The sequence below is a fragment of the Mesorhizobium sp. M0145 genome (genome assembly GCF_040322355.1).
GTDB lineage: Bacteria > Pseudomonadota > Alphaproteobacteria > Rhizobiales > Rhizobiaceae > Mesorhizobium.
This window is the reverse complement of the sequence record NZ_JAMYTK010000009.1, coordinates 77,471-101,551: the sequence shown is the minus strand read 5'-3', so window position 1 is coordinate 101,551 and position 24,081 is coordinate 77,471. Positions and strand designations below refer to the sequence as shown.

15 protein-coding genes and 1 tRNA gene are annotated in these 24,081 nt (G+C 62.4%); 4 read left to right on the top strand and 12 right to left on the bottom strand.

Features of this window, described 5'->3' with window-relative positions:
* The first annotated feature begins 43 nt into the window (after positions 1–43).
* Positions 44–1,507, top strand: coding sequence for a betaine-aldehyde dehydrogenase (betB, locus tag NKJ28_RS15665; RefSeq protein WP_352569894.1), 1,464 nt, complete (start codon positions 44–46; stop codon positions 1,505–1,507).
* On the opposite strand, the gene NKJ28_RS15660 is transcribed toward betB, so the two are convergent.
* The gene (locus tag NKJ28_RS15660) at positions 1,471–3,741 is read right to left on the bottom strand and encodes an AGE family epimerase/isomerase (RefSeq protein ID WP_352636397.1); all 2,271 of its coding nucleotides are present in this window, start codon (positions 3,739–3,741) and stop codon (positions 1,471–1,473) included. The two genes, betB and NKJ28_RS15660, sit on opposite strands and share 37 nt — an antisense overlap.
* Positions 3,742–3,758: 17 nt before the next feature.
* Positions 3,759–5,273, bottom strand: coding sequence for a phosphomannomutase/phosphoglucomutase (locus NKJ28_RS15655; protein WP_502902194.1), 1,515 nt, complete (start codon positions 5,271–5,273; stop codon positions 3,759–3,761).
* 205 nt (positions 5,274–5,478) lie between these two features.
* On the opposite strand from NKJ28_RS15655, the gene NKJ28_RS15650 reads away from it, so the two are divergent.
* Positions 5,479–5,555 (top strand) — tRNA-Pro (locus tag NKJ28_RS15650).
* A gap of 70 nt (positions 5,556–5,625) precedes the next feature.
* Here the strand turns inward: NKJ28_RS15650 and NKJ28_RS15645 are convergent.
* The 4 genes from NKJ28_RS15645 to NKJ28_RS15630 form a co-directional block, all read right to left on the bottom strand.
* Positions 5,626–7,245, bottom strand: a complete 1,620-nt coding sequence (locus tag NKJ28_RS15645) for an ABC transporter ATP-binding protein (RefSeq protein WP_352636395.1) — start codon at positions 7,243–7,245, stop codon at positions 5,626–5,628.
* 1 nt (position 7,246) lies between these two features.
* Positions 7,247–8,365, bottom strand: a complete 1,119-nt coding sequence (locus NKJ28_RS15640) for an ABC transporter permease (RefSeq protein ID WP_352636394.1) — start codon at positions 8,363–8,365, stop codon at positions 7,247–7,249.
* Positions 8,358–9,281, bottom strand: a complete 924-nt coding sequence (locus NKJ28_RS15635) for an ABC transporter permease subunit (RefSeq protein WP_352636393.1) — start codon at positions 9,279–9,281, stop codon at positions 8,358–8,360. The genes NKJ28_RS15640 and NKJ28_RS15635 overlap by 8 nt, the downstream gene beginning before the upstream one ends.
* A 160-nt stretch (positions 9,282–9,441) precedes the next feature.
* Positions 9,442–11,034: a peptide ABC transporter substrate-binding protein gene (locus tag NKJ28_RS15630; protein WP_352636392.1), complete on the bottom strand. Its 1,593-nt coding sequence runs from the start codon at positions 11,032–11,034 to the stop codon at positions 9,442–9,444.
* Positions 11,035–11,415: 381 nt separating this feature from the next.
* On the opposite strand from NKJ28_RS15630, the gene NKJ28_RS15625 reads away from it, so the two are divergent.
* Both NKJ28_RS15625 and NKJ28_RS15620 read left to right on the top strand, forming a co-directional pair.
* Complete coding sequence (locus NKJ28_RS15625; RefSeq protein ID WP_352636391.1) at positions 11,416–11,895, top strand: TadE family protein; 480 nt, start codon at positions 11,416–11,418, stop codon at positions 11,893–11,895.
* Between the two features lies 1 nt (position 11,896).
* Positions 11,897–13,681 (top strand): pilus assembly protein TadG-related protein, encoded by a 1,785-nt coding sequence (locus NKJ28_RS15620; protein ID WP_352636390.1) that lies wholly within the window; start codon positions 11,897–11,899, stop codon positions 13,679–13,681.
* Between the two features lie 16 nt (positions 13,682–13,697).
* Here the strand turns inward: NKJ28_RS15620 and bglA are convergent, their stop codons facing one another.
* From bglA to glgB, 6 genes are read right to left on the bottom strand one after another with little or no spacing between them, the layout of a single operon-like run.
* A complete protein-coding gene (gene bglA, locus NKJ28_RS15615) occupies positions 13,698–15,326 on the bottom strand; it encodes a beta-galactosidase BglA (RefSeq protein ID WP_352636389.1) in 1,629 nt (542 codons plus the stop codon).
* Positions 15,316–17,349, bottom strand: a complete 2,034-nt coding sequence (gene glgX / locus NKJ28_RS15610; RefSeq protein WP_352636388.1) for a glycogen debranching protein GlgX — start codon at positions 17,347–17,349, stop codon at positions 15,316–15,318. Before glgX ends, bglA begins: the two co-directional genes overlap by 11 nt.
* Positions 17,349–18,977: an alpha-D-glucose phosphate-specific phosphoglucomutase gene (locus NKJ28_RS15605; RefSeq protein WP_352636387.1), complete on the bottom strand. Its 1,629-nt coding sequence runs from the start codon at positions 18,975–18,977 to the stop codon at positions 17,349–17,351. The genes glgX and NKJ28_RS15605 overlap by 1 nt, the downstream gene beginning before the upstream one ends.
* Before the next feature lie 3 nt (positions 18,978–18,980).
* Complete coding sequence (gene glgA / locus NKJ28_RS15600; RefSeq protein ID WP_352636386.1) at positions 18,981–20,426, bottom strand: glycogen synthase GlgA; 1,446 nt, start codon at positions 20,424–20,426, stop codon at positions 18,981–18,983.
* 3 nt (positions 20,427–20,429) lie between these two features.
* On the bottom strand, positions 20,430–21,695 hold the full coding sequence (gene glgC, locus NKJ28_RS15595) for a glucose-1-phosphate adenylyltransferase (protein ID WP_023679306.1): 1,266 nt from the start codon (positions 21,693–21,695) through the stop codon (positions 20,430–20,432).
* A 35-nt stretch (positions 21,696–21,730) separates the two neighbouring features.
* Entirely contained in the window at positions 21,731–23,944 is a 2,214-nt protein-coding gene (glgB, locus tag NKJ28_RS15590) for a 1,4-alpha-glucan branching protein GlgB (RefSeq protein ID WP_352636385.1), read from the bottom strand.
* Positions 23,945–24,081 lie beyond the last annotated feature (137 nt).

The following is a 24,081-nucleotide window of genomic DNA, read 5'->3' as shown; positions in this document are numbered from 1 at the left end:
CGCATATTCCGCATGCCGCGACAAGACGATTTGGAGAACAGTCATGCGCGCCCAGCCAACGGCATCGCATTATGTCAACGGCCGCTATATCGACGACGAGCGCGGCGCAGCGCTGCCGGTTATCTATCCGGCAACCGGCGAGACCATCGCCATGCTGCGCTCGGCGACGCCGAACGTGCTGGAACTCGCGATCGAGGCCGCGCGTGCGGCACAGCCGGCCTGGGCGCGGCTGAAGCCGGTCGAGCGCGGCCGCATCCTGCGCCGTGCCGCCGACATTTTGCGCGCGCGCAATGCCGATCTGGCGCGCATCGAGACGCTGGATACCGGTAAGCCGATCCAGGAGACGCTGGTTGCGGACGCCCCGTCGGCGGCCGACTGCCTCGAATATTTCGGCGGTGCCGTCACCGCCTTTAATGGCGAGGCCGTCGATCTCGGCGGACCCTTTGCCTATACCAGGCGCGAGGCGCTCGGCGTGTGCGTCGGCATCGGCGCCTGGAACTACCCGATCCAGATCGCCGGCTGGAAATCCGCTCCGGCGCTCGCCATGGGCAATGCGATGGTGTTCAAGCCGTCGGAGAACACGCCGCTTTCAGCGCTGGCGCTCGCCGAAATCTACACCGAGGCCGGGCTGCCCGACGGGCTGTTCAACGTCGTGCAGGGTTTTGGCGATGTCGGAGCCGGCCTTGTCGGCCACGATGTCGTCGCCAAGGTCTCGGTGACCGGCTCGGTGCCAACCGGCCGCAAAGTGCTGTCGCTCGCCGGCTCGAAGATGAAGCACGCGACGATGGAGCTCGGCGGCAAGTCGCCGCTGATCGTCTTCGAAGACGCCAACCTCGAAAACGCCGTCGGCGGCGCGATGCTCGGCAATTTCTATTCGACCGGCCAGATCTGCTCCAACGGCACGCGGGTCTTCGTGCAGAGCGGCATCCATGACCGTTTCGTCGAGAGGCTGACCGAACGGACGAAGAAAATCCGCATCGGCGATCCGCTCGATCCGGACACGCAGATGGGGCCGCTGGTCTCGAAGGCGCAGCACGACAAGGTGGTCTCTTACATCGAGGCCGGCAAGCAGGATGGCGCGGTGCTCGCCTGCGGCGGCAACGTGCCTTCGCTGCAGGGTTTTCAGGGCGGCTTCTTCGTCGAGCCGACGGTGTTCACCGGTGTCGTCGACACGATGCGCATCGCCCGCGAGGAGATTTTCGGGCCGGTCATGAGCGTGCTGAAATTCGACAGCGAGGACGAGGTGATCGAGCGCGCCAACGATACCGAATTCGGCCTCGCCGCTGGCGTGTTCACGCGCGACCTGGCGCGCGCCCACCGCGTCATCGCCGAATTGCAGGCCGGTACCTGCTGGATCAACGCCTACAATCTGACGCCGGTCGAAATCCCCTTCGGCGGCTTCAAGCAGTCCGGCATCGGCCGCGAGAATTCGCTCGCGGCGCTGGCACTCTATTCGCAGCTGAAGTCGGTCTATGTCGAGACCGGAGATGTCGCCAGCCCGTACTGATCCTTGCGGGCCGTGCCGTCGAGATACTGGGTCAACGCGCAGACCAGATGGTAGAAGATGCTGGCCGGCACCTCGCTCGCCAGGGAGCGGCCACGCTCGTCGATGCGGTCGATCCACAGGCCGAGCGGTGCCGGATTGATGTGCCAGCGGAATAGCCGGCCGACGCGCGCCTCGATCTCCGGCTTCAGGTCCGGACCGCCCGAACCGTCCAGCGCGATCGCCGCCTTGATCGCTTCGGCCTGTGGCCAGCTGCGCGAGACGCGGTCGAGCGGCAGTCCTTGCCGCGAGACCGCGCCGTAGGCGAGGCCCGTGGCGCGGTTCAGGCCATTGGCAATCGCCGACGCATAAAGTTTCCGGGCAAGGCCGGTCAAGCCGCTCTGGCCGCTGCGCCCGGCGAAGTCGACCAGCAGCGAGGCCCATTCGAAATGATGGCCGGGTTCCGTCCACGTGCCCTTCTCGCCAGGGGCCGGCCGCCATTCATGGTCGAAATACTCACCCAGCGTCCAGCTTTCCGGGTCGAAGAAATGGCTGCGAAACAGATCGACGATGCGCGCGGCGCGGCGAAGATAGGCGCGCTCGCCGGTCGCCTGATGCCAGGCCAGGAATGCCTCGAGCAGATGCATGTGCGGGTTGGAGCGGCGCTCGCCCTCGCCGCTCGAGGTCTCGCGGAAGCCGGTCAGGCGTTCGTCCTCGAGATGCGCGTCGATGAACGCAAAGGTCTCCTGGCCAAGCCGCAACGCATCGGGATTGCCGCACATATGGGCATGCGCCAGCGCCAGGAGCACGCAGGAATGGTCATAGGCATCCTCGGCAGCGTCGGCGACGGTGCCGTCGACGTTGAGCGTGCGTACCCAGCCGCCATTGTCGGTACGTCCGTGCCTGGCCATGAATTCGAGGCCGTGGCTGATCAGCCGATCGGCCGGGCCGTTCCAGCCGCGCGCCTTGGCGACGGCGAAGGCGTAGATCTGCCTGGCCTGCGTGCGCATGCGCTTGGGTTTCATCAGCGGGGCGGCATCGAAGCCGAGCGCCTCGTGGAAACCGCCATGGCGCTCATCGACGCCGACCGTCGACCACAACGGCACCGTCTCCTCGAACAGCCAATGGTGCACGCGGCGCTGCCAGGCGCCGCTTTCGATGACGCGGTCGTCGGCGGGCGTGAACCTGGTCTCAAGGCGGCCGCTTTTTTCGAGCTGCTCGACGATCTTCTTGACGTTCTGGCTGTGGCTGACCGGAGCAACGAAAGTGGCGTCGGCGGTCGACACGATGGCGACGTCCTTCAGCCCTATGGCCGACAGCAGGCGGCCGTCGCTGCGGATATAGGAGTTCTCGCAATCGATGGCGACGACATCGCCGACGATGACATTGCCCTGCCTGTCGGAGGGGCCGACATCGAGCAGCGATTGCCAGGAGCCGAGATCGTTCCAGCGAAAGCTGGCCGGCACCATGGCGATGCCGCTGGCGCGCTCCATGATCGCATAGTCGATCGATGTCGATGGGATGGCGGCATAGAGCTCCAGAGGCATGTAGAGGCCGGAAAGATCCGATGTCGCAGCCTGGTAGGCAGCCTCTGTGGCGCTCCAGATGTCGGGCTGGAAGGCCATGAACGCGTCGCGCATGGCACTGGCGCGAAACAGGAAGATGCCGGTGTTCCAGTAGAAATTGCCGGCCTCGAGATAGCTCTGCGCCGTGGCGAGATCGGGTTTTTCGACGAAACGCGAGACATCGCAGATGCCATCGCGCTCGCCGGCCACCTCGATGTAGCCGTAACCGGTCTCGGGTTGGGCGGGCTTGATGCCGAACACCACCAGCCTGCCTTCGCGCGCGGCCGCCGTGCCGGCCTCGATGCTCCGCCAGAATTGCTGTGGCGTCGCGATCTCATGATCGGACGGCACCACCAGCACCAGGCTGTCGCCGAATTCCGACAGCGTGCGCAGGCTTGCCAAGGCGACGGCCGCGGCGGTGTTGCGTCCGGTCGGCTCGAACAGCGGGCCGCCGCCGGAAAGCTCGTGACCGGCAATGTCGGCATGAACGCGGTCGGCATGCCTTTCCGAGGCAATCAGGAAAACCGGCGTTTCGCCTTCCAGCCGCGCCGTCAGCCGGCGCAGCGTCTTGGCCAGCATTGAGCCGTCGCCGGAGAAATCATGGAACTGCTTGGGATTGTCCTCGCGCGACAATGGCCACAGCCGCGAGCCGACGCCGCCGCTCATCACAAAACTGACGATCCGTTCGGTCATGAAAACAAGCCTCGTGCTCAAAAGGTCTGATTGTAGGCGCCGACTTCGGGGCTGCGGCGCAGCACCGCATCGACGGCTTCGAACATCTGCCGGCGCCGCTCGGACGATACCGGGCTCTCCACCACCACCACAAGCTCCGGCTTGTTCGATGATGCGCGCACCAACCCCCAGGTACCATCCTCCGCCACGACCCTGACGCCGTTGACGGTGATCAGTTCGGCGATCTTCTGGCCGGCGAAGACCGCGCCGTCGTTCTTCATCTTGCGAAAATCGCCTACGACGCGCTCGACGACGCCGTATTTGAGCTCGTCGGCGCAGTGTGGCGACATGGTCGGCGTGCCGAAGGTCAGCGGCAGATCGCGATAGAGGTCGGCCATGCTGCTTTGCGGGCTGCGATCCAGCATCTGGCATATGGCGATGGCCGTGATCAGGCCATCGTCATAGCCGCGGCCGATCGGCGGATTGAAGAAGAAATGGCCCGATTTTTCGAAACCGGCGGCGGCGCCGAGTTCGGCGACGCGCCGCTTGATATAGGAGTGACCGGTTTTCCAATAGTCGGTGACTGCGCCATTTTCCCGCAACACCTTGTCAGTCATGAACAATCCGGTCGACTTGACGTCGACGACGAAAGTCGAGCCGGGATAGAGGTGCGAAATGTCGCGCGCCAGCATGACGCCGACCTTGTCGGCGAAAATCTCGTTGCCTTCATTGTCCACCACGCCGCAGCGATCGCCGTCGCCGTCGAAGCCTAGCCCGACATCGGCGTCCGTTTCCAGCACCTTGTCGCGAATGGCGTGCAGCATCTGCATGTCTTCGGGGTTGGGATTGTAATTGGGAAACGTATGATCGAGCTCGACGTCGAGCGGGATCACCTCGCAGCCGATCCTTTCCAGTGCCTCGGGAGCGAAAGCCCCGGCGGTGCCGTTGCCGCAGGCGGCCACCACCTTGAGCTTCCTGGAGATACCCTTTCCTGCTGTCAGATCGTCAAGGTAGGTTTTGCGGAAGTCCGCAACGAAGTCATAGGAGCCGCCACCGACAAGATCGAAATCGCCTGAGAGCACGATTGCCTTCAACGCGCTCATCTCCTCCGGACCAAAAGTCAGCGGGCGCGCCGCGCCCATCTTGACGCCGGTCCAGCCATTCTCGTTGTGCGAGGCAGTGACCATGGCGACGGAGGGCGTGTCGAGCGCGAACTGGGCGAAATAAGCCATCGGCGACAGCGCAAGCCCGACATCCTTGACCCGTGCGCCGGCCGCCATCAGCCCGGAAACCAGGGCCAGCTTTATGGCAAGCGAATAGGAGCGGAAATCGTGACCGGTGACGATGTCGGGTCCGGCACCCAGGCGACGGATCAGCGTGCCGAGCCCCATGCCGAGCGCCTGGACGCCGATCAGATTGAGTTCCGGCGTTTCGTTCGAGCCGGGATGGCCGAACCACCAGCGCGCATCATATTCGCGAAACCCGGACGGCTTGATCAGCGCCGAGTTTTCAAACTCAAAAGTGTTTGGTCTGACATCGCTAACGATCTTCATCGACAAGGCTGCAAACTCCAGGCGGCTGAATCAGGTGCTTCGAGGCAAGTGGACGGTTACCCAGAAGCCCTTTAAGCCGTGTTTGTGCGACAGGAAACTGAAACCTGTATGACGTGGCGGCGAAAGCGAAAGAAATGCGACAGAAGCGCTGCCATTGGCGCTTGCAGTAACCAAACGCGGCGGCTATAAGCCCGCGGTCTGGTCACGGAGTGTAGCGCAGCCTGGTAGCGCACATCGTTCGGGACGATGGGGTCGCAGGTTCAAATCCTGCCACTCCGACCAGAAAAAACAGCGGCTTAGCTGTTTTTGTTCCCGAAACAACCACCATCCGCCGCAGTTCTGACCAATCGCGCTATGCGCTCAGGCGAAATCGCGTCACGTCGATGGCCGCGGCCATCAGTGTCTGCGTATAGGTTGCCTGCGGATTGCTGAAGATCGCCTCGGCCGGTCCCTCCTCGACGATCTTGCCCTGCTTCATGACGATGATGTAGTCGGCCATGGCGCGCACGACGGCGAGATCGTGGCTGATGAACAGATAGGACAGTTCGTGATCGGCCTGCAGCTTGCGCAGCAATTCGACGATCTGCTTCTGCACGGAGCGGTCCAGCGCCGAGGTCGGCTCGTCCAGCACCACCACTTTAGGCTTGAGTATCATGGCGCGCGCAATGGCGATGCGCTGCCGCTGACCGCCGGAGAATTCATGCGGATAGCGGTTGCGCGTGTTCGGGTCGAGCCCGACTTCGAGCAAGGCATCGACCGCGCGGAGATCGCGCTGCCTGCCCGACAGATTGGGCTCATGGACCAGGAGCCCCTCGGTGATGATCTGGCCGACGGTCATGCGTGGCGACAGCGAGCCGAACGGATCCTGGAAAACCAGCTGCAATTCGCGCCGCAGCGGCCGCATCGCCTGGCGGTCGGCGTGGGAAATGTCGCGGTCACCAAGCCGGATGATACCGTCGCTGGGCAGGAGCCGCAGCAAGGCGCGGCCGAGCGTCGATTTTCCCGAGCCGGATTCGCCGACGATGCCGATCGTCTGGTTGCGCTTCAGCCGTATCGAAATGCGATCGACGGCGCGCAGCAGCAGCGGCTCGCCGCCAAGAAATCCGCCGCCGATCTTGAAGGTCACCTCGACGTTCCTGCCTTCAAGCAGGACAGGGGCATTCGGAGGCGGCGGCGCCTTGGTGCCGGTCGGTTCGGCGGCAAGCAGCATCTTGGTGTAGCCGTGCTGCGGGTTGGCGAAGATCGCTTCCGCCTCGCCCTCCTCGACCACCTCGCCATAGCGCATCACATAGACCCGATCGGCAAAGCGCCGGACGATGCCGAGATCGTGAGTGATGAAGACGATCGCCATGCCGAGCTTGCGCTGCAATTCGGCGAGCAGCATGAGGATCTGCGCCTGGATGGTGACGTCGAGCGCGGTCGTCGGCTCGTCGGCGATCAGTATGTCGGGGTCGTTGGCCAACGCCATGGCGATCATGACGCGCTGGCGCTGACCGCCCGACAACTCGTGCGGATAGGATTTCATCCGCCGCTCCGGATCGGGAATATGGACCAGCCGCAGCAGCTTGAGCGCCTCCTCGCGCGCCGTGGCGGCGCCAAGTCCGCGATGCTTGCGGATCGGCTCGATCAGCTGGTTGCCGATCGAATAGAGCGGGTCTAGCGACGTCATCGGCTCCTGGAAGATCATGCTGATCTTGCGGCCGCGGATCTTGTTGAGCTCGGGCTTGCTCAAGGTCAAAAGATTGCGGCCGCGATAATCGACGGTGCCGGTGGCTTCGCCGTTCGAGGCGAGCAGGCTCATCGCCGCCATCATCGTCTGGCTCTTGCCGGAACCGGATTCGCCGACGACGGCGACGGTCTCGCCTGATTTGACGTGGATATTGATGCCCTTCACCGCCTCCACCACACCGTCGAGGGTGCGGAAGCGCACCCGAAGGTCCTTGACGCTGAGGATGGTTTCGGAAGCGGCCATCTCAACGATCCTTCGGGTCGAGCGCGTCGCGCAGCCCATCGCCGACGAAATTCAGCGCGAACAGCGTGGAGACGAGAAAGAAGGCCGGGAACAGAAGCAGCCAGTTGGCCGAGCCGATGTTCTGGGCGCCAACCGAGATCAGCACGCCCCAGCTGGTCATCGGCTCCTGGACGCCGAGCCCGAGGAACGACAAAAAACTCTCCAGGATGATGACCTGCGGAACGAGCAGCGTCATGTAGATCACCACTGGCCCGAGCAAATTGGGGATCACATGGCGCAGCAGAATGCCGCGCTGGCCGACGCCCATCGCCTCCGCCGCCTGGACATATTCCTGCCGGCGGATCGACAGCGCTTGTCCGCGCACGATGCGCGCCATGTCGAGCCACAGCACCGCGCCGACCGCCAGGAACATCAGCACGAAGTTCCTGCCGAAGAACACCACCAGCATGATGACGAAGAAGATGAACGGCAAAGAATAAAGCACGTCGACGACACGCATCATCACCTCATCGACCCTGCCGCCGGCAAGGCCAGCGGTGGCGCCGTAGAGCACGCCGATGACCACGGCCACAATGCCGGCAAGCAGACCGATGGCCAGCGATATGCGCCCGGCCATCAGCGTTCGGGACAGGAGATCGCGGCCGGTATTGTCGGTGCCGAACAGGAAATATTGCTGCTTGATCGAGGCACTCATCACCATTTCGAGACCGTCCGGCGATTTGCTCTCGATCTTTGTGTCATCAAAGGTATCGGAACGATCAAGGTAGCGAATGTTGCGGTCATCGATCGGCTTGGACGATTTGACGGTAACGAACACACGGCTGTCCTCCTGCCGCCACTCCTTGATGTCGACGCGCATTCGCCTGATCGCCTCATCGAGAGCGCCTTCGATCATGTCGGCCTTCGGATAGGCGGAGAAGCTCGGCGGCGTACGGACATAGTCGGCATAGATGGTGGTGTATTTGTGCGGCACGAGATAGGGCCCAAACACGCTGATGACGGCGATGAAGGCAAGATAATACAGGCTGAACATGGCCGCGCGATTGGCCTTGAGGCGCGCCCAGGCGTCACCCCACAGGGACCGGCCGACGACCGGTGCGGCAACTGCGATATCAGTCATAGCGCACCCTCGGATCAACGACCCCATAGAGGACGTCGACGATCAGGTTGAAGACAATGGTGAAGAGCGCGATGACCACCACCGTCCCCATCACCAGTGTGTAGTCGCGGTTGAGTGCAGCAACGACAAAATGGCGGCCGATGCCCGGGATAGAGAAGATGGTCTCGACGATGACCGAGCCGGTGAGAAGGGCTGCGGCTGCCGGACCGGTGAAGGAGACGATCGGCAGGATGGCGCCGCGCAGTGCATGCTTGACGATGACCGACCAGTCGGACAGGCCGAGAGCGCGCGCGGTGCGGATGTGATGCGAGTGCAGCGATTCGATCATTGAGCCGCGCATCAATCGGGCGACGATGGCGATCTGCGGAAGAGCGAGCGTCAGCACCGGGCCGACCTTATTGATGAGGGCTCCATCGCCCCAGCCGCCGATCGGCAGCAGCCTCCAGGTCAATCCGAATGCAAGCTGGATCACCGGGGCGATGACGAAGGTTGGAATGGTGCTGCCGGCGGTCGCCAGCGCGATCACCGAATAGTCGGCAAGCTTGTTCTGGTTGAGCGCGGCAACAGTGCCGAGCACGCTGCCGAGGAGCAGCGCCAGAATGAGCGCCGAAGCGCCGAGTTGGATCGAGATCGGCAGGCCTTCCCTGAACAGCTCGCCGACGGTGAAATCCGGCATGTTGTAGCTGGGGCCGAAATTGCCGCGCAGAAGATTGCCTAGATAGTGGAGGTACTGCAACCAGAGCGGATCGTTGAGGCCGAACTGGGCTTCGAGATTGGCCCTGATCTCGGGGCTCAGGCCCCGCTCCTGGTTGAACGGGCCGCCCGGCGCGACGCGTATCAGAAAGAACGCCATGGTCACGATGACGAACAGCGTCGGAATGGCGGTCAGAAGCCGCCGGAATACGTAACGCAGCATCGGTGCCCCGCTTGATCCAGAACAACGCGCGTCCGGCTGGACGATTGCGCTCTAGCCTTCAAATCTTCGCATCGGGCTTTCCGAAAATCGATCCGATTCACGGAGGTCCGATGCGACGGCAAGCCACCGCGCATTCGATGCGCGGTGGCCGGGCCAGGGATCAGTCCTTGCTGATGAAGCGGGACGGGTGGATGTCCATCACATTGTCGTCGAAGCCATGCAGCTTCGAGGAAACGATATCGTGGTAGCTGTAGTAGAGAAGCGGGATCTCGCCGACGTCATCGATGAGGATGCGCTCGGCCTCGGCGAGTTCCTTCATGCGTTCTGCAGGGTTGCCGCCGGCGGCCGCCGCCTTGTCCATCGCCGCCTCGTATTTTGGGCTGTTGTAGACCGAATAGTTGTTGCCGCTGGCTTTGCGGGAGATGCCGAGGAAGGTTTCGGGATCCTTGTAGTCGGCAATCCAGGCGGCGCGCGCCACGTCATAGTCACCCTTCTGCTCGAGGAAGGAGTAGTGGGTCTTGGTGTCGGTATTGAGGAGTGTGATCTCGACGCCAAGCGGCTTCAGCTGTTCCTGAATGGCGACCGCTGTGTTCTTGTGGTTCTCCGAAGTGTTGTAGCGGATCTGCATTTTCAGCGGATGCTCGGGTGTATAGCCGAGTTTCTCGAGGATCTTCTTGGCAGCGTCCTCGCGGTCGATCTGCGGCATGTCGGCGTATTTGGCCATTGCCGGCGTATAGCCCTCGATGCCGGGAGGCACCATGGAATAGCCGGGCAGCATCGAATTCTGCCAGACTTTCTCCGCCAGGAAGTCGCGATCGATCGCCATCGAGATGGCGTTGCGCAGCTCGACATTATCCCACGGCGCCTTATCGGTCTTGATCGCATAATAGTAGATGCCGAGATATGGCCCGACACGGACCTGGTCGCCGAATTTGGCCTTGAGGTCGCCGAGCTGTTCCGTCGGCAGGTCACCGTAACTGTCGAGTTCGCCGGCCTCGAAGCGCTTCATCGCTGACGAGCGATCCTCGGTCGGGATGTAGTTGACCACGTCGAACTTGACGCTCGCGGCATCCCAGAATTTCGGATTCTTGACCAGCTTCAGATGGTCGTTGGGAATCCACTCCGCCGCTGTAAAGGCCCCGTTGGAGACCAGCTTGCCTGCCTTGATCCAGTCGGCGCCAAGCTTTTCGATAGACGCCTTGTTGACCGGATAGGTCGCCTGGTGGGTCAGCATCTCCAGGAAATACGGCGTCGGCGCCTTCAGCGTCACTTCCAGGGTGTTAGCATCGATCGCCTTGACGCCCATATCCTCCGGCTTGCCCTTCTTGGTATTGACCTCCTCCGCATTCTTGACGGGATAGAGCATGGAAGCGTATTCGGCAGCGGTGGCCGGATCTTCCAGCCGACGGAAAGAATAGACGAAGTCGTCAGCCGTCACCGGGCTGCCATCCGACCAGAGGCCGTCCTTGCGCAGCTTGAATGTGTAGACCTTGCCGTCGTCGGACACCGTCCAGCTTTCGGCGGCGCCCGGAATGAGATTCGTCTTCTGGTCATGCATGACGAGGCCCTGGAACAGGTCGCGTATGATATCGGCTTCGTAGACCGTCGAGGTCTTGTGCGGATCGAGCGTCTCCGCTTCGGCGGCGGCTCCGCGGTTGTAGACGGTCTCGGCGAAAGCCGGCGTGTAGAACGTACCGGCGGCCAAGACCATGGTCGTGGCGAGTACCGTCGCCTTCAGCACATGTTTCAGCATGGAGTTCTCCCTAATGACGTCGCCCTTCGGCCACGTCTCTAAGTGTTGACGCTCCGAAACCGATTGGTTGGTTCCTTTCGAGCGCGCAGCCGGTTCCCTTTCCGGCAGCTGGTGGCCAAACAGTAACGTGGAGATTTTTTATTTCAACAGACTCTCGGGGTCACCCAAAGTAAGGGGGCCGGGGCAGTCGTTTTGCGGGCGGCCAATCAATGGTCGAAACCATGAGTTTGACTGGGTTTCCTGGCCAGAACGCCGATCTGGGAAATAATCTGGCCGATCATTTCAGTTTACCGGATTGTATTAATTGGTTCTTAGGCAACCAAGGGTTACAAATTTCGATGGAATTGGCACATCGACCTTGGGTTCCAACGGGCAAGGGCAATGAACAAGATAGACAGTAATACTGTCGCATTGAAGCGTCAAATATTGCGCCACGTACGGACGAATCTACGCAAAATTGGAGAAGAGTCCGGAACTTCCGCGGTCGAGTTCGCCCTGCTTTCCCCAATCTTTATCCTTCTTTTGCTCGGAATGGTTGCATATGGTATCTATTTTGGTGCAAGCAACTCCTTGCAGCAAATCGCCGCCGATGCCGCCCGCACCGCAATTGCCGGATTGAATCAAACCGAGCGCCAGGCGCTGGTGGCGAGTTTCGTCAAAAACAATGCCAGTGGATACCCGTTCGTCGATTCCGGCAAGCTGACCTATCAGGCGACGGACAGCACGGCCGACGGAAATCAGTTCGTCGTGTCGATCCAGTACGATGCCAGCAACCTGCCGATCTGGAACCTGTTACCAAGCCTTGCGATGCCGCAAACCACGATGTCGCGCAGGTCGACCATCAGGATTGGAGGCATTTGAAATGTCGCAGTTCTTGCTGAGGAGCATCGGGCGGATCGCTCGCTCGATGGTTGGCGACGAGAAGGCGAACTTTGCCGTCATGACGGCGCTGATAGCACCGTTCGCGCTGGGGTTGGCGGCCTTCGCTGTCGACGAAGGTTCGATCTACACGGAGCGCAGGGAAGCCCAGGCGATGACCGATCTGGCGGCGATCACCGCGGCGTCGAACATCAACAATATGGAAGCCGCGGCGGTAACCACGCTCAGTGACAACCGAATGCCCGGCATCATTGTTCAAAAGGCAGGTCAGACAATTGTTCCCACGGTTGGCAAAACCGTCGTGTCGGTCACCGGCGGCCGATACTCAGCGGCGTCCTCCGTTGGTGTCGACAAGCGCTTCGAAGCCGGCAAAACGCCTTACAACGCCGTTCGCGTCACTCTGCGAAAAATCCCCGCCCGGTATTTCGCCAGTTCGCTCATCCCTACTCCGGTTGTCGGCACCGAAGCCATTGCCAGTGTGACCCCGCAAGCGATGTTCTCGGTCGGGTCCAGGCTCCTCAGCGTCAATGGCGGCATCCTCAACGCGCTTCTCAGCAAGTTGCTGGGCGCCAACATTTCGCTCAGCGTCATGGACTACAACGCGCTGATCTCGGCCGATGTAAACGTGCTTTCGTTCGTCGATGCCCTTGCCGTACAGTTGCAACTGACAGGTGTCAGCTATTCCGACGTTCTGGCGTCAAAAGCGACGGTAGGCCAGATCGCGACCGCCATGGCCAATGCGTCCGGGTCGGGCAGCGCCAGCAAACTTGTGCTGCAGACGATCGCGTCGAGGGCCACCAACACAGTCAAGATACCCCTCAGTCATCTTATCGATCTTGGCTCGATCGGTAAGCTCGGCCTCGGACAAAAGTCTCCCGGCTTTTCCGTCGACGCAAGCGCGATGGGCATGCTGGGTGCCGCCGCCTCGCTGGCCAATGGCTCAAACCAGGTCCAGGTCGATCTCGGCGCCACTATTCCGGGACTTACCTCCACCACGCTCGCCATCGCCATCGGTGAACCGATGCAATACTCACCCTGGCTGGCCGTCGGGGAAAAAGGCACCGTGGTGCGCACCGCGCAGACGCGCATCAAGCTGGTCACCACAGTGGGCATCGGCAATTCCAATCTGGGCGGCGGCATCAGTCTGCTGTCCGTCAACCTGCCTCTGCATGTCGAAGTCGCCTATGCGGAAGCCAAGCTGACCGACATCAGCTGCCCGACGGGCCGGCCGGATAGCATCAAGGTCTCGATCGCCGCGCAGCCTGGCGTGGCCTCGCTGCACCTTGCCGCCAGCGACGCCGACAACAATCCATCGGCCTTCGCCGATTTCAGCAATCCGCAATCGTTCTCCGATGCCACGATTGCCCAGGTAAGCGTGAAGCTTCTGCTGCTCACCCTCAATCTGCTCGATGTGAAGGGTTCTTCATCACTTGCCATCACCAACAACGATCCGACCGCATTGACGTTCGACAGCACCGATATCGCCAACAAGACGATAAAAACTGTCGCCACAAAAAACCTGACGCAATCACTCACGACATCGCTGGTCAGCGGCCTCTCGCTCTCGGTCAATGCACTGGGCCTCGGGCTGGACGTGACGGCCCTGCTCGGAACGGTTAAGCCGGCGGTGGTAACGGTTCTGAACGGCGTGACGGCGCCGGTCGACGAACTGGTCTATAACGTGCTAGCAGCTGTCGGCGTGCATGTCGGCGAGGCCGATGTGCGGGTTGTCGGCGCGACTTGCGGGCGCTCCGTGCTCGTTCAATGAGATAATGAAATAGAGCTCAGCCGATCCGGCCGAGGAAGCAGCCCAGCGGCGGCAGCGACAGAGTTCTTTCGTGCAAGACGCCGGCAGCACCGCCAAGGTCTATCGGCTCTATCGCTTCCAGATCCGGTGGCAATTGCCAGCCGGCCGGCTCGTCGGCGAAATTGAAGACACAGAGCAGCTTTTCGTCACCGCCTTCGCGAATGAAAGCAAGGACGTCGCCTTCGGCATCGAGGAACCGGATCGAGCCTCGAACCAGCGCCGGATGCTGCTTGCGCAAGGCCAGCATCGCCCGGTAGCTCGCCAGGACGGAGGTTTGCTCGCCGTCCTGGACGTCGACCGCCTGGGCGCGATGGCTTGCCGGGACCGGAAGCCACGGCTTGCCGGTCGAAAAGCCGGCATTGTCGGCGCCAGCCTCCCAGACCATCGGCGTTCGGCACCCATCCCGTCCCTTAATTGCCGGCCAGAAGCGGATGCCGAAGGGATCGCGCAAATCCTCGAACGCCAGTTCGGCCTCCTCCAGCCCGAGTTCTTGGCCCTGGTAGAGGCAGATCGATCCGCGCAGCCAAGAAAGCAGCACGATCGAGAATTTCGCCACCCTGTCCGGATCGCCGCCCGGCCTTGTCCATCGACTGACATGGCGCACGACATCGTGGTTGGAGAACGCCCAGCAAACCCAGCCGTCGAACACCTTACTCTCGAAGGCCTCGACACAGCCACGCACATGCGACGCCGAGAATTGCGGGCCGAGCAGGTCGAACGTGTAGGACATTTGGAGCTTGTCGCCACCGCCGGTATAGGCGGCGAGTGTCTGCAAGGAACGAGTTTCGTCGCCAATCTCGCCGACAGCGACGCGGCCTTCATATTCGTCAAGCAAGGCCCGGAAGCGCCTGAGGAAAGCAAGGTTTTCCGGCTGGCTCTTGTCGAACAGATGCTCCTGATAGAGATAGGGGCTGGTTGCCGTATTGGTGCCGGCGACGCTTTCCGCCAAAGGCGGGTTGCTGCGCAGCCAGCGGTCGTGGACATAATAGTTGACCGTATCCAGCCGGAAACCGTCGACGCCACGCTCGAGCCAGAACCGCACCGTTTCCAGCAAGGCGTCCTGCACCTGCGGGTTGTGGAAATTCAGGTCCGGCTGCGAGCCAAGGAAATTGTGCAGGTAATATTGCCTGCGCGTTGCGTCCCATTCCCAGGCCGGGCCGCCGAAAAGCGACAGCCAGTTGTTGGGGGCGGTGCCGTTGGGATTCGCATCGGCCCAGACGTACCAGTCGGCCTTGGGGTTGTCGCGGCTCGTGCGGCTTTCGACGAACCATTCGTGCCGATCCGACGAATGCGACAAGACCTGATCGATGATCACCTTCAGGCCGAGCCGGTGTGCCTCGGCAACCAGCGCGTCGAAATCCTCTGATGTGCCGAACATCGGATCGACGGCGCAGTAATCCGAAACGTCGTAGCCCATATCGGCCATTGGCGACTTGAAGAAAGGCGACAGCCAAACCGCGTCGACACCGAGCGATGCGACATGGGCCAGCCTCGAGGTGATGCCGCTGAGATCGCCGCTGCCGTCGCCTGTCGTGTCTTGGAAGGAGCGCGGGTAGATCTGGTAGATGACGCAGCCGCGCCACCATTCGGCATTGTCAGCCATCATGGCTCTCCCCTGCGCCCACCCGCGCGGCCCGGCGTTCGATCATGAACATGACCGTTCGCCCAGGCACCGGCCGTGAGATGTCGCCAGTATCCGTTTCGATGGCAGGGCGCCAATGAAAACCCGCCCGTTCCGGCAGCGTGAACATGCAGGCCCGGCGGTCGCCATTGATGACCACCGCAAGGCGACTGTTCTCACCGCTACCGAGAACCATGACCAGCCGGTGCCGCCTGGCATCGTGCCAGGCTGCCTCGTCGAACGGCACGCCGGTTTCCGTCAGCCAGGCTACGTCTGGTATTTCCGAGCCCGCAGGCTGTTCTCCGGTCAGGAATGCTGTGTCCAAGAGCGCCGGCACGGCGCGACGCATCCTGGCGAGCAGAGCCGTATGGTGCTCGAGCGCCAGGTCGCGCCCGGCCCAGTCGAGCCAGGTAATGTCATTGTCCTGCGCGTAGGCGTTGTTGTTGCCGCCCTGCGTGCGGCCGAACTCGTCGCCGGCCGTCAGCATGATCGTGCCGCGCGAGGCAAAGAGCGTCGCCAGCAGCGCGCACTGGTCATCGAAACGGGCCGTAACGATTGACTGGTCGCCGGTCTCGCCCTCGATGCCATTGTTCCAGGACAGGTTGTCGTCGTGACCATCGCGGTTCTGTTCGCCATTGGCTTCGTTGTGCTTGTGCTCATAGGCGACGATATCGGCCAGCGTCATGCCGTCATGCGCAGCGATGAAATTGACGCTGCGGCTCATTGTCTGGCCTGCTTTGGAAAAGACGTCGGACGAACCGGCAAGCCGCGTCGCCAGCGCACCGATCATGCCGCCGTCGCCGCGCCAGAAGCGGCGGATATCGTCTCGGTATTTGTCGTTCCATTCGAGGAAGGGCGGCGGAAAATTGCCGAGCTGATAGCCATCCGGTCCGATATCCCAAGGCTCGGCGATCAGCACCCGGTCGCCAAGAACAGGATCTTTGCGAATGGCGTTCAGCAGCGGCGCATCGGCGTCGAAAACGCCGTCGACGCGGCCGAGGATCGGCGCCAGGTCGAAGCGGAATCCGTCGACACCGGCGCGCTGGACAAAGTGGCGAAGCGTGTCGAGGACCATTTCCCGGACGACCGGATGATCGCACGCAACCGTATTGCCGGTTCCGGTGTCATTGACCAGAGCGCCGTCCGGCTCGTGCCGGTAATAGGCGCGGCTGTCGAGGCCGCGCAGCGACAATGTCGGGCCGAGCCGGTCGCTTTCGCCGGTGTGGTTGAACACAAGGTCGAGAATGGTGCCGATGCCGGCCTCGCGCAGCGCGGCGACCGTTCCGCGCAACTCGGCCAGACCGCCGGGCGCCAGTCGCGGATCGAGCGCCATGAAGGTCACGGGATTATAACCCCAGGCGTTGCGCAGACCGAGCGGCGGTAAATGCCGTTCGTCGATCGATGCAGTCACCGGCATCAACTCAATGGCTGCCACGCCGAGTTTTTGCAGATGCTCGACAACGAGGGGGTGAGCGAGCGCTCCAATGGTGCCGCGTTGCTTCTCGGGAATATCCTTATGCAGCTTTGTGAACGCGCGTACCGGCACCTCGTAGATGAGGCCGCCGGACCGAAACAGAGGCGGCAAGGCAGGCAAGGGTTCCGGCAGGGCGCCGGCGATGGCTTTCGGCATCAGCGGCGCCGTGTCGGCCCCCTCGCCCCGGCGCGCGGCGAGCCGGCCGTCATAGGCATAGGGCCTGTCGATCTCGACGGCATAGGGATCGGCCAGCAGCTTGTCGGGATCGAAGCAGAAACCGTGTTCCGGCGCGTAGTCGCCATCGGCACGGAACCCGTATCGGGTGCCGGCGGCGAGACCGGCAACAAAAAGTGCGTGGACGCCCTCGCCTTCCGACTGGAGTTCCAGCCGGTCGATTTCGCGGTTGCCGTGTTCGTCGAAAATCGAAACCCAGATGCGCCGAGCCAACGAGGACCATGCGGCGAAGCGGATGCCGCCCTCCCCGGCAAGCCCGCCAAATCGCGGACGATAGCCGGCGGATAGTCCCGACGACATCAGGTGATGACGCTCGGTTTGGCGCGGCCGGTATGGCTGCGAATCCCGGCAATGTCGTCGGCCGCCGCGATCAGATCGGCAAGCGCCTCCTGGGTGTCGAGATCGTGGCGGTTCTTGTCCGGCTCGTAGCGCTCGACATAAAGCCGCAGCGTCGCGCCCGAGGTGCCGGTGCCGGACAGGCGGAAGACGACGCGTGAGCCGCCTTCGAACAACACCCTGATGCCCTGGTTCTTGCTGACCGAGCCGTCGACCGGATCGTGATAGGCGAAATCATCGGCGCTGGCGATCGTCATGCCGCGCACGCTGGTGCCAGGCAGCGAGCCGAGCTTGGCGCGCAGCTCGTCGACAAGCGCGTTGGCACGATCAATCTCGACCTCCTCGTAGTCGTGGCGCGAATAATAGTTACGGCCATAGGCCGCCCAATGCTGGGTGACGATCTGCTTGGCGCTTTCGCCGCGCACGGCAAGGATGTTGAGCCATAAAAGCACAGCCCACAGGCCGTCCTTTTCGCGGACATGGTTGGAGCCGGTCCCCGCACTCTCCTCGCCGCAGATCGTTGCCATGCCGGCATCGAGCAGATTGCCGAAAAATTTCCAGCCGGTCGGCGTCTCGTAGATGCCGATGCCGAGCTTTTCGGCGACCCGGTCGGCAGCACCGCTGGTCGGCATCGAGCGGGCGATGCCTTTCAGCCCGGCCTTGTAGCCCGGCGCCAGATGGGCGTTGGCGGCGAGCATCGCCACCGAATCAGACGGGGTGATGAAAATTCCCTTGCCGATGATCAGGTTGCGGTCGCCGTCGCCATCCGAGGCGGCGCCAAAGTCTGGCGCATCCGGCCCCATCATCTCGTCGTAGAGGTGTTTTGCATGCACCAGATTGGGATCGGGATGATGGCCGCCGAAATCCGGCAGCGGAATGAAATTGCGGGCGGTGCCGTTGGGCGCGCCGAGCCGGTTTTCGAGGATCTCCTTGGCGTAGGGGCCGGTCACCGCATGCATGGCGTCGAAGCGCATGCGGAAGCCCGACTTGAACAGCGCCCGCAATGCGTCGAAATCGAACAGGCTTTCCATCAGTTCGGCATAGTCGGCGACAGGATCGATGATTTCGACGGTCATGTCCCCCGTCTTGACCGTGCCGATCGTGTCGATGTCGACCTGCCCGATATCGGCGATCTTGAAGCTTGAAATCGCCTTGGTTTTTTCGAAGATCGCGTCGGTCAGCTTTTCCGGCGCCGGGCCGCCATTGCCGGCATTGTACTTGATGCCGAAATCCTCATGCGGGCCACCCGGATTGTGGCTAGCCGACAGGATGATGCCGCCAAAGGTCTTGTATTTGCGGATGACATGCGAAGCGGCCGGCGTCGACAAGATGCCGCCCTGCCCGACCATCACCTTGCCGAAGCCGTTTGCCGCGGCCATGGCGATGGCGTTCTGGATGACCTCGCGGTTATAGAAGCGGCCGTCGCCGCCGATCACCAGGGTTTTGCCCTCGAACCCGTCCAGCGCATCGAAGATCGACTGGATGAAGTTCTCGGCATAGTGCTCCTGCTGGAACACCGGGACTTTCTTGCGCAGCCCGGAGGTGCCGGGCTTCTGGTCGGGATAGGGTTTGGTGGCGACGGTGCGGATCATCAGTCAGGCAGCCCTTTTCGAAAGCAGCAAGCGATAGTGTTGGACATATTTTTCGGCGCTTTTGTCCCACGAAACGTCGGCCTTCATGCCTTGCCGCTGCATCGACGTCCACACTGCGGGATTGGCATGCGCCTCGACAAGGCGGCGGACGGCGTGCAGCAACGCGCCGGCATTGGCGGGCGCAAACTGGAAACCGGTCGCCACGCCGGCAGAGATGGCGGCTTCGTTGGCATCGATGATCGTGTCGGCAAGGCCGCCGGTGCGCGCGACCACCGGCACGCAGCCATAGCGCAGGCCGTAAAGCTGTGTCAGCCCGCAAGGTTCGAAGCGCGATGGGATAATGATGGCGTCGCTGCCGCCCTGCATGGTGTGGGAGAGTCCCTCGTCATAGCCGACGACGACGCCGATGCGGCCGCGATGGCGGGCTGCGGCGGCAAGCAATGCGCCTTCGAGCCCGGCATCGCCGGAGCCGAGGATCGCCAGCCGCGCACCTCTTGCAACGATGCCGTCGACGGCCGCCGCCAATATGTCCATGCCCTTTTGCCAGGTCAAACGGCTGATGACGCAAACGATCGGGCTGTCATCGCGATCGAGGCTGAAGCGGTCCTCGACCGCGGCCTTGTTGGGCATCCGTGCCTTGAGCGTCTTTGCGGTGTAGTTGGAAACCAGATGCTTGTCGGTTTCCGGGTTCCATATCTCGGTATCGATGCCGTTGACGATGCCATGGAGATCGACGGAGCGCATGTTGATCAGGCCGTCGAGGCCCATGCCGAATTCGGGCAAGCGGATTTCCTGCGCATAGGTCGGGCTGACCGTGGTGATCGCCCACGCCGCCTGCAGGCCGGCCTTGAGGAAGCCGACGCCGCCGTAATATTCGACGCCGTCGAGCGCCATCGCCGCCGCCGGCAGGCCAAGCTCGCCAAAGATGCCGGCGCCGAACTGCCCCTGGAAGGCGAGGTTGTGCACGGTGATCATCGACGGCGTGCCGACCGCCTTGCCGTAGCGCATGTAGGCAAGCGTCATTGCCGACTGCCAGTCATGGGCATGGACGATATCGGGCAGGTAGCCCGAGATTGCGCCGCCGGCAATATCGCCGCCTACCTGGCTCAAGGCCGCGAACCGCCGCCAATTGTCCGGCCAGTCGGCGCCGGTCGCGTTGCCGTATGGGCCGCCGGGACGGTCGAAAAGATGCGGCGCGTCAAGCACGAACAGGTCGAGCCCGGCGATCTGGACGGCATGCACCGAGGCCTTGCCGCCCTGCAGCAACGGATATTGCTGAACCGGCTTTTTTTTCCTGAAGGCGCCCATCACCTGAGGATAGCCGGGGACGAGCGTGCGCATGGTGACGCCCTTGCCGGCCAATGCCACGGGCAAGGCGCCGGTCACGTCGGCGAGCCCGCCCGTCTTGACCAGCGGAAAGATCTCGGGCGCCACCGACAGAACCTGCATGCACTACGATCCCAGCCTGTTGATCATGTCCTGCGTGACGAGGCAGATGCCTTTTTCCGAAACGCGGAAACGCTTGGCGTCGAGGACGGGATCCTCGCCGACCACCAGCCCCTCCGGGATCCTGACGCCGTGATCGATGACCACGCGCTTCAGCCTGGCGTTGCGGCCGACATGGACGTCCGGCAGCATGACGACCTCCTCCAGCGTCGAATAGGAATTGATGCGCGCGCCGGTGAAGATCAGGCTTCGCTTCAGCGAAGCGCCCGAAACGATGCAATCGCCCGACACGAGAGACGACACGGCCGACCCGCGGCGGCCATCCTCGTCATGCACGAACTTTGCCGGCGGCTTCAACTCGGCATAAGTCCAGATCGGCCAGTCGCGGTCGTAAAGGTCGAGTTCCGGCGTGATGTCGGTCAGGTCGATATTGGCCTCCCAATAGGCGTCGACCGTTCCGACGTCGCGCCAATAGGCCTCGTTCTCGGCGGTCGAGCGCACGCAGGATTTGGCGAAGCGATGGGCGATCGCCTTTCCGTGCTCGACGATGTAGGGGATGATGTCCTTGCCGAAGTCGCGGCTCGAGCCGGGCTCCGCCGCATCGCGACGCAATTGCTCCATCAGGAACTTGGTCTTGAACACATAGATGCCCATCGAGGCCAGCGCAAAATCCGGCTTGTCGGGAATGCCTGGCGGATCGGCGGGCTTTTCGATGAAGGAGATAATGGTGTCCTTGGGATCGACATGCATGACGCCGAAGCCGGTAGCTTCCATGCGTGGCACTTCGAGGCAGCCGACGGTGACGTCGGCGCCGGCCTCGACATGCTGGCGCAGCATCATTTCGTAGTCCATCTTGTAGATGTGGTCGCCGGCCAGGATGACCATGTATTCCGGCCCGTAGGCCTCGATGATGTCGATGTTCTGGTACACGGCGTCGGCGGTGCCCTCATACCATTGCGTTTCCGACACACGCTGGCTGGCCGGCAGAATGTCGAAACTCTCGTTGCGCTCGGGCCGTAGGAAGTTCCAGCCGCGCTGCAGATGGCGGATCAGCGAATGCGCCTTGTACTGGGTGGCGACGCCGAGGCGGCGGATACCGGAATTGAGCGCATTGGAGAGCGCGAAATCGATGATGCGGGTCTTGCCGCCGAAATAGACCGCCGGTTTGGCGCGGCGGTCGGTCAGTTCCTTGAGCCGGCTGCCACGGCCGCCGGCCAGCACATAAGCCATGGCGTCGCGTGCCAGCGGCTGTGTTCGTTTTGTTTCAGCCATTCCTATCCTCCCAGGTTAGATGCTCCAGACATAGCTCAGTCCGGGACGAATTCGAGCATGATCGTCGACAGCGGCGGCAAAAGCATCGTCGCCGAAATGCCTGCTCCTTCCGCCCGAGCCTCGACGACGCCGCTATTGCCCTTGCCGGAACCGCCATAATCCGTGGCATCGGTGTTGATGATCTCGCGCCATTTTCCGGCGTGCGGCAACGGCACGCGGTAATTGTCGCGCGGCACCGGCGTGAAGTTGGAAATGACGGCGACCGGGTTGCCGCCCGGCGCGCTGCGCAGCCAGGCAAATACTGAGTTCGCGCTGTCGTCGACGATCAGCCAGGAAAAGCCCTCCGGCTCGCAGTCGCGGGCATGCAGCGCGGGGCGCGAGCGGTAGAGATAGTTGAGATCGCGCACCGTCTGCCAGACGCCGCGGTGGAGCCGGAAATCGAGCAGGTTCCAGTCGAGCGCGCGCCCCTCGCTCCACTCGCGGCGCTGTGCGAACTCCTGGCCCATGAACAACAGCTTCTTGCCGGGATAACCCCACATGAACGCGTAATAGGCGCGCAGCGTCGCGAATTTCTGCCAGTCGTCGCCGGCCATCTTGTTGAGCAGCGTGCCCTTGCCGTGCACCACTTCGTCATGGGACAGCGGCAGCACGAAATTCTCGCTGAAGGCGTAGACCAGACCGAAGGTGATGTCGTTGTGGTGATGCTTGCGGAAGATCGGCTCCTTGGAGAAATACTCCAAAGTGTCATGCATGAAGCCCATGTTCCATTTAAAACCGAAGCCCAGTCCGCCTTCATGCACCGGCTGCGAGACTTTCGGCCACGAGGTCGATTCCTCGGCGATGGTCATCACACCTGGATGGTGGCCGTAGACCTCCTTGTTCATACGCTGCAGGAAGCTGACCGCTTCGAGGTTCTCCCGCCCGCCCTTCTCGTTGGGAATCCATTCACCGGCCTTGCGAGAATAATCGAGATAAAGCATCGAGGCGACCGCATCGACGCGCAGTCCGTCGACGTGATATTTCTCGGCCCAGAACAGCGCATTGTTGACCAGGAACGAAATCACTTCGCGGCGCCCAAAATTATAGATCGCGGTGTTCCAGTCGGGATGGAAGCCCTTGCGCGGATCGGCATGTTCGTAGAGCGCGGTACCGTCGAACTTTGCCAGACCGTGTTCGTCAACCGGGAAATGCGCCGGCACCCAGTCGAGGATGACGCCGATGCCTGCACGGTGGGCGCCGTCGACGAGGCGGGCAAAACCGTCCGGATCGCCAAAGCGGGCAGTCGGCGCATAAAGACCCGTCGTCTGGTAGCCCCAGGACGGGTCATAAGGGTGTTCGGAGATCGGCATGAATTCGATGTGGGTAAAACCGGTCTCGACCACGTAAGGGATCAGCCTGTCGGCGAGCTCATCCCACGACAGGAAGCTGCCGTCGTCGTGAAGCCGCCATGACCCGGCATGGACCTCGTAGATCGATACGGCTTCGCGCCTGTGGTCGGCATTGCGCCAGTAGTTCCGGTGCGCCTCGTCACCCCATTCATGCGCCGGCGGCAGTGCCGTCACCGAGGCGGTGGCCGGGCGCAGTTCGGACTTGAAGGCGAACGGATCGGCTTTGAGCGGCAATCTCACGCCATCCGGCCCGATGATTTCATACTTATATGGGCGGCCAGCGCCGATGTCGGGAATGAACAGCTCCCAGATGCCGGTGTCGCGGCGGACGCGCATGGTATGCCTGCGGCCGTCCCACTCGTTGAAGTCGCCGACCACCGAGACGCGCCTTGCATTGGGCGCCCACACCGCAAAATGCACACCCGATGCACCTTCATGGTCGATGAGATGGGCGCCGAGCTTGTCGAACAGCCTGAGATGCGACCCTTCGGCGATGTAATAATCGTCCAGCGGGCCGAGCACGGGACCGAAGGAATATGGATCGGTCAGCCACCAGTCACCGCCGGAATTCCTGGCGTGATAGCGCAGCGGCTGGCGTTTGCGCAGCGACAGTTTGCCTTCGAAGAAACCGCGGTCGTCGCGTCTCGACAGCTCGCCGGCCTTCTTGCCGGTCAGCGTATAGGCGGTGACGAACTCGGCATGAGGGACGAAGCAGCGGGCGACAAAGCCCTTTCCCGCCTCATGCACGCCAAGCACGGCAAACGGATCGCCGTGCGTGCCGGCGACAATCGCCGCGACATCGCCGGCTGGCGCCAGTCCGTCCGGCCCGCTTGTCGCAACGGTCGCGCGCGGCTTGCTCATCAGGCAGTGACCCTCCCCGGGCACCAAGTGTATGTTTCTAGTGGAGTTTTGAATTCGACATTCGCATGCCGCCTTACCCTCCAAGGGATGCGAGGGTCAAATCCACTCCACTAGGACCACATTGTTCGTGGCCTCAT